General features: G+C 44.6%; 1 protein-coding gene. It reads left to right on the forward strand.

Annotated features, from left to right (window positions below):
* Window positions 1-4459 (forward strand): filamentous hemagglutinin N-terminal domain-containing protein (locus tag KBF71_08815; protein MBP9878412.1); only part of this gene is annotated, 4459 nt, incomplete at both ends.

Genomic DNA, 4459 nt, shown 5'->3' on the forward strand with positions numbered 1-4459 from the left:
ATTCATTCCCTCGTTTTATTGTCTTATCTTGTCAGCTTTGTTCTCCCTGTAAATGTTGCCCATGCTCATACAGATAGCGTCAGTGGAGCTGCCATTCCAGCGCCTCCAGCGCCTATTGTTAAAGATCAGCAGATGCCTCAAGCTGTGCCAGCAGCTCCTGATTTTGGTGACATCGCTGTTGATAAAAGCAATCCCAAAGCGCCTCAACTTGATAAAGCGCCGAATGGCGTGCCACTTGTGAATATTCGCAAGCCGGATGCAAAAGGTCTTTCACACAATCAATTTGAAAAATTAAACGTTGGAGCCTCTGGCGTTATTTTCAACAATTCAACTGAGAAAGATGCTCAGAGTCAGCTGGGTGGAAGGATCCTTGGAAATAGCGCTTTGCAAGGACAAAATGCACGTATTATTTTAACAGAAGTGACAGGGCGCGATACATCGACCATTCGTGGCTATCTTGAAGTGCACGGAAAAGCAGCAGAGCTCATTATTGTGAACCCGAACGGGATTGATGTGAATGGTGCTGGCTTTATCAATATTCCGAAAGCAACGCTTTCAACAGGGCAATTGCAAGATCTCTCAAATGGCAAGCCTATTCAGCTGAAGGTTGACGGAGGTGAGATCACCATTCAAGGCAAGGGGCTTGATCTAAAGGGAGTGAGCCAGTTTGACATTGTCACGCGTAAAGTGAATTTTGATGGAAAGCTCTATGGGGCTGAGCAAAACACAGATGTCTCTGTGAGGGCTGGCAAGCAAATTTATGATCATGAGAGCAGAACGTCGCAGGCTCATGATGCCCCGAGTGCTGAGGCAGCACCTGTCTATGCGATTGACTCATCTGCTTTAGGCGGGATGTATGCGGGTAAGATTGCGCTGATCTCAACAGAAAAAGGCGTTGGGGTGAGAGCGCCCGAGAACATGGCATCGCGCATGTCAGATATCACGATTTTAGCCAATGGCGATGTGGTGCTAAAAAATGCAGAAGCCCAAGGCAAACTTGATGTTAAATCAAAGAGGGGTTCAGTAACAGTTGAGGAAGGGAAAAAGCTACACGCCACGGGCCCTATTCAAATTGAGACCTCTAAAAAGATTACAATCGAGAATCAAACGCAGGTGCGCTCTGAGACATCTATTCAGATAAAAGCACCTGAAACTTTGAACAGAGGCAATATTGAGTCATCTGGAACGATTCAATTTGAAGGGAATCGATTGTTCAATCGTGGATTTATTTATGCAAAAGACCATTTAGAAACAAGGTTACAAGATAAATTTATGAACAGAGGCCATGTTGTTGCTCAAAATGGAGCGCTTTTTGGTGTCAATACATACTTTTTGAACACGCCTGATTTGCAAAAGAATGGAGGAATCATTTCTGTTACAGGCCCCTTAACTGTTCAGTCAGTTGCCGGTGGACGAACACAGCATATTGTGAATGATTCAGGGCTTATTGAAACCTCTGGGCCAAATGGAAAGATGCTTTACCGTGCGGAACATATGGAAAATAAGCGTGTTCTTACTTTTGCGACACGAATTGTCAAGCCCACGGGTGATTCTAAAAAGGGTACGCATGTTGTTGAAAGATATCTGACTTCAAATCCTGACGTACAGCCTGCCAAGATTTATAGCTCAGCTGATATCGAATTTGACGTATCCGACACTCCTGATTTAGGACTTCATAATAAATACAGTCATATTTATGCAGCAAAAAACATTAATGTAAATGGTGATTTATTGCAGTGGGGTGATCATCTGGAAAGAAAGAAAGAAAATTGGTCAACAACAAGCTATAAGACAAAGAAAAGACATACATTTCATAGCAAAAAGAAGAGGCATTATGTTACATCATTTGGAACGCCGAAGATAAAAAAAGGCGAAGCATTTTCTGCCATTATGCAAGCGGGTGGCAATTTAAATATTGTGACCAATGGTGTCGTTCAAACCATTGGAACAGCAAGAGAAACAAGAGATGAATTTTTACGCGAAAATCAACCTCCAGCCCCTTTAGAAGACAACCAAAGAAATGGTTTCAATCTAAACTCTTATGTGCAGTCATTGTCACATGCCCCCCTCTATGAAACACATCTTGGCGCAGGACATGCCTATCTTTTTGAAACGCGTAAGCAATATGCAGATCCGCGTTACGTGCTTGGCTCTGACTATTTTTTTACGCGCATTGGGCCTTTTGCAGGTCAGCCCTTTGCAGCAAAACGCATGGGTGATGCCTTTGTTGAAACGCGTTTTTTAAGAAAACAAATCTTTGAGAGCGGTCTTGCTGATCGCCTCGGTGAAGTCAGTGGTGAAGTTGAACTCATGCGTCAGCTTTACGACAATGCAGTCGAAGAGACTAAGGATCTTGAAATTTATCCTGGCATTAAGATGACAGCTGAGCTTATCAACAAACTCAAGCGCGACATCATCTGGATGGAGACAGAAATCATCAATGGTGAAGAAGTTTTGGTGCCACGTATCTATTTGACGTCCTCATCAGCTAAAGCTCATAAAAACGCAGGAAGCCAACTCCTTGCAAAAAATATCAATATTAAAGCCGGTTCAGCAAATCTATCAGGCCTCGTTGCCTCAACAGGCGAAACAATTATAGAAACCGATGAAAATCTGACCATTAAAGATGGAAGAGTTGACGGTAAAAAAACATTTTTAAAAGCAGGCAGCACGCTCAGAAATGAATCCAGTCACATTTCGGGTGATTCTCTAGCAACCGAAGCACAAAAGACAGAAATCATAACAAGGGTTGATCATCATCAACATGGACGCTCTTACAATGAAACCCTAGGTCCTCGTGCTATTATGGAATCACGTGTTGCTCCGTTAGAAATGACAACAGAAGGAGATCTCCACACAGTCGGAGCTCTCCTTAAGGGTAAAGGTGGGATCAATCTTGTCACGGGCGGAAATGTTCTTCACGAATCCGCCAAAACACATCAATATGTCGAAGCGCACCGCAAAAAATTCCGTTTCAGAGAAGATCACATTAAGCATCAAAAAACAGAATTTGATTCTGGCGGAGAGATCAACTCATTCACAATCGGAAATGAGCATCATCAAGGTGTCGCCATGCATGCGAAAGGCCCGATTGATCTCACTGTTGGCGGCCAATTTACCTCAGCTGCTGTTCATGATGAAGATCATCTTTCAATGAGAATGAAAGGTGGAAATTCTTGGAGAGGCAAGTACAAAAAACATCAAGAGAAACATTCAAAACAAGCTGATGAAAATCAATATATAAGCGAAACAGGCAAGGTCAATATTCACGCAACCAAAGACGTTGTGATGGAAGCACCCTATTTTTCAAGTCCTGTTGGCGTAGAAGTAAAATCAGAAGAAGGCAAAGTTCATTTAACAGTCAGTGAATCAACCTCTTCAAGCCACCTTCATCAGAAGAGCGCAAGCACGGTCTGGCAATCGATGAAGGATAAAGGCCATCAAACAACAACCTACCGGATGACCAGAGCCAATACGCCTGATTTTCAAGCCTCTGGTGCAAAGGGAACCCAAGTTGATGTTGCAACAGGTCGAACCTATAGTCCAAAGGATTTAGAAGCAAAAAAATTCGAGATGGCCCTTAAAACGCCAGAAGAGATCGGAGCAATCCGTCAAGCTGACTACGAAAAAGTAATCGCATCTCTTGCTCAAAATCCAGAAACAGCTTATGTTGCAACTTTGGCTTCGAACCCTGACGTGAACCTCGCGTTCTATGATAATCATCATCACCACTGGAGCGTTCATCATAGTGGATTGACACCCGCCGCTGTTGCAACGATTGGTGTGGCTGTAACGGCAGCAACAATGGGAATGGCAGCTCCAGTAGTCGCTCCAGCCGCAGCAGGTGCGACAGCAACAACCGCAGCAGCAACGACAGCTGTGGCGACGACAACAGTAGCGACAACCGCAGCAAGCACCTTCACACTTGGCACTGCTCTAACAGTTGGCGGAGAAGCTGTTCTGGCAAGCGCTGTGACAAATGGCATTGTTGATACAATCAACAACAAAGGTAATTTCTTCAAAGCGCAAAGAAATCACTTCAGACCCGAACGTCTAAAAAGCTATCTGAAAACAGGCGTTACATCCGCTGCAACAGCAGGTCTTGTCAATCACCTAGACCTTGCACCGAAGACAACTGGCTTTATGACACGGGTTCAGCATGCTGCGGTGCGGCAGGGTGTTCAAACCGCAGCTGATGTTGCCTTCTCAGGTGAATCTCTGGGGGAGGCTCTTAAGCACAATGCGCCCATGGTCATGATTGATGCCGTTCAGGGCTATGTGGCACAGCGCATTGGTGAATGGCATCACGGCACAGAAGAAGAATTCATCGCCGCTCAAGGTGAAAGACTTGAGCAATCAAATGGCGACATTGAGAGCATCATCTTCACAGCTCAAGAGACCTCTCTTCTCGATAGTGTAACGCACAAGCTTATGCACTCAGCCTTGGGTGCAGGGATTG

The sequence above is a fragment of the Alphaproteobacteria bacterium genome (assembly GCA_018063245.1).
In the GTDB taxonomy this organism is placed as follows: Bacteria; Pseudomonadota; Alphaproteobacteria; order JAGPBS01; family JAGPBS01; genus JAGPBS01.